The organism is Arthrobacter sp. 05N425 (assembly GCF_056397125.1).
On record NZ_JBFTMU010000001.1, the window covers coordinates 695,476 to 701,791 of the forward strand.

General features: G+C 67.6%; 6 protein-coding genes and 1 pseudogene. 2 read left to right on the forward strand and 5 right to left on the reverse strand.

Features of this window, described 5'->3' with window-relative positions; all coding sequences use genetic code 11:
- Positions 1-20 precede the first annotated feature (20 nt).
- A complete protein-coding gene (locus AC1DGE_RS03200; protein ID WP_476916876.1) occupies positions 21-524 on the forward strand; it encodes a DUF3515 family protein in 504 nt (167 codons plus the stop codon).
- Between the two features lie 73 nt (positions 525-597).
- Here AC1DGE_RS03200 and AC1DGE_RS03205 read toward each other — a convergent pair whose 3' ends face one another.
- From AC1DGE_RS03205 to AC1DGE_RS03225, 5 genes are all read right to left on the reverse strand, one after another.
- Complete coding sequence (locus tag AC1DGE_RS03205; protein ID WP_476916877.1) at positions 598-1,737, reverse strand: D-alanine--D-alanine ligase family protein; 1,140 nt, start codon at positions 1,735-1,737, stop codon at positions 598-600.
- Between the two features lie 11 nt (positions 1,738-1,748).
- Positions 1,749-2,810: an NAD(P)H-dependent glycerol-3-phosphate dehydrogenase gene (locus tag AC1DGE_RS03210; protein WP_476916878.1), complete on the reverse strand. Its 1,062-nt coding sequence runs from the start codon at positions 2,808-2,810 to the stop codon at positions 1,749-1,751.
- Positions 2,807-3,610, reverse strand: coding sequence for a lysophospholipid acyltransferase family protein (locus AC1DGE_RS03215; protein WP_476916879.1), 804 nt, complete (start codon positions 3,608-3,610; stop codon positions 2,807-2,809). The genes AC1DGE_RS03210 and AC1DGE_RS03215 overlap by 4 nt, the downstream gene beginning before the upstream one ends.
- Before the next feature lie 10 nt (positions 3,611-3,620).
- Positions 3,621-4,946: a UDP-N-acetylglucosamine 1-carboxyvinyltransferase gene (gene murA / locus AC1DGE_RS03220; RefSeq protein ID WP_175323955.1), complete on the reverse strand. Its 1,326-nt coding sequence runs from the start codon at positions 4,944-4,946 to the stop codon at positions 3,621-3,623.
- A gap of 139 nt (positions 4,947-5,085) precedes the next feature.
- Positions 5,086-5,595, reverse strand: a complete 510-nt coding sequence (locus AC1DGE_RS03225) for a TspO/MBR family protein (RefSeq protein WP_441417454.1) — start codon at positions 5,593-5,595, stop codon at positions 5,086-5,088.
- Between the two features lie 173 nt (positions 5,596-5,768).
- Here AC1DGE_RS03225 and AC1DGE_RS03230 point away from each other — a divergent pair.
- A pseudogene (locus AC1DGE_RS03230) lies at positions 5,769-6,316 on the forward strand (HNH endonuclease); the annotation flags it as partial.

Consider the following 6,316-nt stretch of genomic DNA (forward strand, 5'->3'; position numbering starts at 1 on the left):
GGCCGGGATAGGCTGGATGGATGCAGCAGCTCCGCCCGCACGGTTCCCCACGTCCGCTTCGCCTTCTGGCAACCGCCGCCGCAGCCGGGCTCGTGCTCAGCGCCTGCTCCCCCGTCGTCGACGTCACGCCTGCCAAGGATGCAGCGAACGCCGCCTGCGCACCCATGATGCTGGCGCTACCGGACAGCCTTGGCGATGCGAAACTGCGGAAGACCAACAGCCAGGCGACGGCGGCGTGGGGCGACCCGTCCCTCGTGGTCCTGCGCTGCGGCGTCAACGTCCCCGGCCCCACCACCGACCGCTGCGTCAGCGTCAACGGCGTCGACTGGGTTATTAAGGAAGGCAACCCGGTGTGGACGCTGACGACGTTCGGTCGTGAACCTGCCACGGAAATCCTGATGGACCCCAACAAGATCAGCTCAGCCACCGTGCTGGCGGAGCTCGCCGCCCCGGCCGCGAAAATCAAGGCAAGCCGGAAATGCGTCGGCCAAGAGGACCTGCAGAACCTGCCTGCCGGAAAGTAGCGACCCAGGCGCTGGGCCCACGCCGGCAGGGTTCCCTGGCCGAAGCGGAGCGAGGTTAGGGCGCCGGTGGGGACTAGCGCAGGCCGGTCTTGCGGTGCAGAGCCAGGTAGATCAGCTCGTCGATCAGCTCCGCATAGCCCAGCCCCGAGGCCTTCCACATCTGCGGATACATGCTCTTCGGCGTGAAGCCGGGCATGGTGTTGATCTCGTTGATGATCAGTTCGCCCTCGGGCGTGTAGAAGAAGTCCACCCGGCTGAGGCCTTCGGCGCCGACGGCGTCGAAAGCGACCGCAGCGAGTTCGCGGACCCGGGCGATGGCCTCGTCGGGGAGGTCGGCCGGGCAGCTGAGCGCGGCGGCGTCGTCCTCCACGTACTTGGCATTGAAGTCGTAGAAGTCGTGGCCGCCGCCGGCAACCGAGATCTCGCCCGGCATGGACGTGCGCGGCGCATCGGTCCCGCGGCCTTCCAGCACGGCGCATTCGATCTCGCGGCCGACGATGCCGGCCTCGATCACCAGCTTGGGATCGTGTTCCCGGGCAGCCTCAATCGCGGCGTCCAGTTGCTCGAGCGAATCCACCTTGGAGATGCCCATCGAGGAGCCGGCCCGGGCGGGCTTGACGAAAACCGGGAAGCCGAGCTGGTCCACGCGCTTGCGCACCAGCTCAGGGTCGGTGAGCCACTGCCGGTCCGTCACCGTGATGTAGGGACCCACCCGCAGTCCGGCGGATTCGAAAACCACCTTCATGTAGTGCTTGTCCATCCCCACGGCCGAAGCCAGCACGCCGGCGCCCACGTAGCGGGTGTCGGAGAGCTCCAGGAGACCCTGGATGGTGCCGTCCTCGCCGAACGGCCCGTGCAGCAGCGGGAAGACCACGTCCACTGAGCCCAGCTCCTGCGGGACCTGGTTCGGAGAGGCCACAATCAGCTGGTGTTCTCCGCTGATCTCGGCCAGCGTCACGGTCTGGTCCGACGGCGCCACTTCCGGCAGCGAGGAGGCGGAGAGCGACCAATCCTTGGTGTCTCCCGGGGCCAGCACCCACTGGCCGGTCTTGGCGATCCCGATCGGGATCACCTCGTACTTGGTCTGGTCAATCGCGCCGAGGACACCGGCCGCCGTGACGCAGCTGACCGCGTGTTCACTGGAACGGCCGCCGAACAGCACCGCCACCCGGGGCCTGGACCGGCCGGACCGGGCTTCTGGAGTCAAGTTCATTTCCGACACTCTTAGTAATCGCCTTCGGATTTCAGGTCCCGGGACAGCAGCAGCGGTCCCAGTTCGTCTACGGACAGTTTTCCGGCCAGCACCGCGACGACGGCGGCGGTGATGGGCATCTCGACGCCCAGCTTGCCGGCAAGCTCGTGCACGGCCTGCGCCGACTTGATGCCTTCGGCGGTCTGCGTCATTTCGGCCGTGACCTGCTCCAGGCTCAGGCCGGTGCCCAGCAGCCGTCCGGCTGTGTGGTTCCGCGACAGCGCGGAGGAACAGGTGGCGACGAGGTCGCCCAGACCGGCAAGACCCGCCATGGTCCGGGCTTCGCCGCCGAGGGCCAGCGTCAGCCGGGACGTTTCGGCGAGGCCGCGGGTGATCACGGAAGCCTTGGTGTTGTCGCCCATCTGCTTGCCTTCGCAGATGCCGACGGCCAGCGCAATGATGTTCTTGACGATGCCGCCGATTTCGACGCCCACCACATCCGACGTCGTGTAGGGCCGGAAGTAGGGTGCCGTGCAGCTGCGGGCCATCCAGCCCGCCGCCGCAGCGTTGGCGCACGCGACGACGGACGCCGTCGGCTCCTCCCGGGCAATCTCCATGGCCAGGTTGGGGCCGGAAACCACGGCGACGCGCTCGGCGGGGATGTCCAGTTCCTCGCAGATCACCTCGCTCATGCGGGCGTCCGAGTGCAGTTCCAGGCCCTTCATCAGGGAAACCACCAGCGTGCCGGGTCCGATCAGGTCCTTCCATTCGCGCAGCTGGAGCCGCAGGGTCTGGGCGGGGACGGCGAGGACCACAAGGTCGGCGCCGCTAAGGACCTCGGCGACGTCGGTGGAGGCGGTGATGCTGGCGGGCAGGGCGATGCCCTTGAGGTACTGCTCGTTGCGGTGCTCGCTGTTGATCTGGTCCACGACGGCGGCACGGCGGCCCCAGAGGCGGATGCTGCGCTCGACGCCGGAGGCGGTGGCCGCGTCGGCGAGGATTTTCGCGAAGGTAGTCCCCCAGGACCCGGCGCCGAGCACGGCAACGCACGTGGCCGAGTCAGTGGCTTCCTGGGTGGGGAGCTCCACCGTCACTTGGCACCGCCCGTGGCAGTGCCACTGTCCGGGGTAGTTTCCGGGGCCGCGCCGGGCTTCCCGCCGCGTTCGATGAAGCGCCCGTGGGTGGACTGGTTGTGCGCCGAGGGGTCCCAGCGCACCAGCGGCGGCTGTCCCCCGCGCAGCGTTGCCAGCAACTCTGTGATGGCGTCCATGATCACGGTGGTCGCTTCGCTGAGCGTCGCCTTGTCAAGGGGCCGTCCGGCGAAGGCACTCAGGTCCACCGGGTCGCCCACCAGCACGCGCGAGGTCTTCCGGGGAAACACGTGGAAGCGCTTGGCATAGCGCGGAAAGACTTCATGCGCTCCCCAATGGRCCATCGGGACCACCGGGATGCCGCTTTCCAGCGCCATCCGGGCAGCACCGGTGTGGCCCTTCATTGGCCACAGCTCCGGATCGCGCGTCAGCGTGCCCTCGGGGTAGATGATGATGGCGCCGCCCTCGTCCACGACTTCCTTGGCGACCTGCAGCGAACGGTTGGCACCCGCCGTCGACCGCTCCACCGGCACCTGCTTGGTGTTGCGCAGCACCGAACCCAGTACCGGGACCTTGAACAGGCTGCCCTTGGCCAGGAAGTGCGGCATCCGGTTCTGGTTATAGAGCATGTGCCCGATCACCAGCGGATCGATCTCGGTGCAGTGGTTGGGCGCGGCAATGAAACCGCCGGCGGGAAGTTTCTCCAGCCCCTCCCACTTCTTGTTCATCAGCAGATTCATGACGGGCCGGACAATTCCGGCCACGATGACAAAGGTGATGTGGCTCTTGGCCGTTTCCTTCACGTGGTCCCCGCTACCGGGCCGACGTGATGTCGAAATCGGCGCCCAGGCCCGCGAGCTTCTCGGTGAAACGCTCGTAGCCGCGGTTGATGATGTCGATGCCGGTGACCCGCGAGGTGCCGGTGGCGGCCAGGGCCGCGATGAGGTGGCTGAAGCCGCCGCGCAGGTCGGGCACGTCGATGTCGGCGCCCTTGAGCTGCGTGGGGCCGGAGATGACGGCGGAATGCAGGAAGTTGCGCTGGCCGAACCGGCAGGGGACACTGCCAAGGCATTCGCGGTGGACCTGGATGCTGGCGCCCATCCGGATCAGGGCGTCGGTGAAGCCGAAGCGGTTCTCGTACACGGTCTCGTGCACGATCGAGACGCCCTCGGCCTGGGTGAGTGCCACCACCAGGGGCTGCTGCCAGTCGGTCATGAAGCCGGGGTGCACATCGGTTTCCAGCACCAGCGGGTTGAGCTTTCCGCCGGGGTGGTAGAAACGGATGCCGTCCTCGCCGATGTCCATGCCGCCGCCCACCTTGCGGTAGGTGTTCAGGAACGTCATCATGTCGCGCTGGGTGGCGCCTTCGACGAAGATGTCGCCGCGGGTCACCAGGGCGGCGGAGGCCCAGGACGCGGATTCGTTCCGGTCGGAGAGGGCCCGGTGGTTGTAGCCGCCAAGATCCTGCACTCCCTCGATCCGGATGGTGCGGTCGGTCTGGACGCTGATGATGGCGCCCATCTTCTGCAGCACGGCGATGAGGTCCACAATTTCCGGTTCGGTGGCCGCACCCGAGAGTTCGGTGATGCCCTCGGCCCGGGTTGCGCTGAGCAAGACCTGTTCAGTGGCCCCAACCGACGGGTAGGGCAGCGCGATCTTGGCGCCCTTGAGGCCGTTCGGGGCGGAGATGTGGATGCCGCCCGGGCGCTTCTCCACGACGGCGCCGAACTGGCGCAGCACGTTGAGGTGGTAGTCGATCGGACGGTCGCCGATCTTGCAGCCGCCAAGGTCCGGGATGAAGGCCTCGCCGATGGCGTGGATCAGGGGTCCGCAGAGCAGGATCGGGATGCGCGAGTCGCCGGCGTGCGCGTCGATGGCCGTGTGCGAGGCCGTCTTGGCGTTGGTCGGGTCCAACGTCAGGTCCCCGGTGACCGGGTCCTTGTCCACCGTGACGCCGTGGAGCTGGAGCAGGCTGGTGACAACCTCAACGTCCTTAATTTCGGGGACGTTGCGCAACACGGACGGCTCATTGCCCAGCAGGGCAGCAACCATCGCCTTGGGGACAAGATTCTTGGCCCCCCGAACGGTGACGCGGCCGGTCAGCGGGACGCCTCCGCGGATTGTCAGAACACTACTCATTTACCAGTTTCCTCACGACTACTCGCCCCCAAATCCTTACAAAGGCTCCAGCTAAGCATAGGAGCTAGCGTTACCGATCTGAAATACGGCGCGGTTCAGGGCGGCTTGATCCACTCGTCCGCGGCTGACTGCCCTTCGCTCAGTTCGCCGTCGTTCCGGCATTGAGACGCGCTACTGCCGTCGACAACGCTGTGGCAAAACCGCACCACGCGGCATAGGGGGCAAGAGCCACTCCTGCGCGGCGGTCCAGGCGGTATGTCCGCCGCACCAGATCGACGCTGCTCGCCGTCAGGACGGCGCACTCCGCCGCTGCCAACCATGGCCGGCGGGCGCGCCAGAATAGCCAGCTCCACGACGCATTGAGGACGAGATTGGCTGCCAAAGCGGAGCGGTATGCAGTTAGTTCCTGTTGCCTCGTGGCGCTGCCGGCGCCATCGGCCCCGTCGCTGCTATCCAGGGCGACGGCGGAGCTCACGGCGAGGTCCGCATAGAGTGCTGTCCACACGACTGGAAACGCGATGGCGGGCGGCTGCCAATCAGGTTTGCGGAGCCTCCTGTACCAGGCACCATCGGGGTCAGTCGCCACTCCACCGGCTGCCGCCGTCGCGGCCGTCGCAGCCGCCGTCCACACCACGGTCATGAGTTTCATAGCTACTCCTTCTTGCTCCGGGTCGCTTTCTGCGGGATGACCTCTCCGGGGCAAGGTCTCCCCCGGGCACGGTCTTCCCGTATGGCCGATGATACGTCCCTTGCAGGGACCGCTGGCCTGGCCACCGACCACTCTGCACTAAAAGTGTCAGAGGTGGCCGATAGCGTGTTCTTATGGACGGCAAGCAAGGGCCTGACGTGGCTCTGACGGACAGCGTAACGGTCGCGGACCTTGCGCGGATCCTGGCCGGAATCCCCGCCCCGGCCAGCGCCGCGGCCCTCATCGACGAAACACGCGAGCTGGAGGACCTGAAGTCCGCCCTGGCCGCCCGGCAGGCCCGGGACGCCGTCGCCTTCGACCTGTCCCAGCGCCGCGAACAATCCCTGGCCGGCGTTCCCGCCGACCAACTCGGCGCCGGCGTCGGCGCGCAGCTCGCCCTCGCCCGCCGCGAATCCCCCGCCAAAGGCGGGAGACTCCTGGGCCTGGCCAAAGCACTCGTCACCGAAATGCCGCACACCCTCGCCGCCCTGGAAACCGGCCAGCTCAACGAATGGCGCGCCACGCTCCTGGCCCGCGAAACCGCCGGCCTGTCCCCCGCCGACCGGGCCGCCGTCGACGATGAACTCGCCCCCGACGCCGGGACCTTCACCGGCGCCGGGGACCGCGCCATCATCGCCGCGGCCCGTGCCGCCGCGTACCGGCGGGACCCGCGCTCCATCAC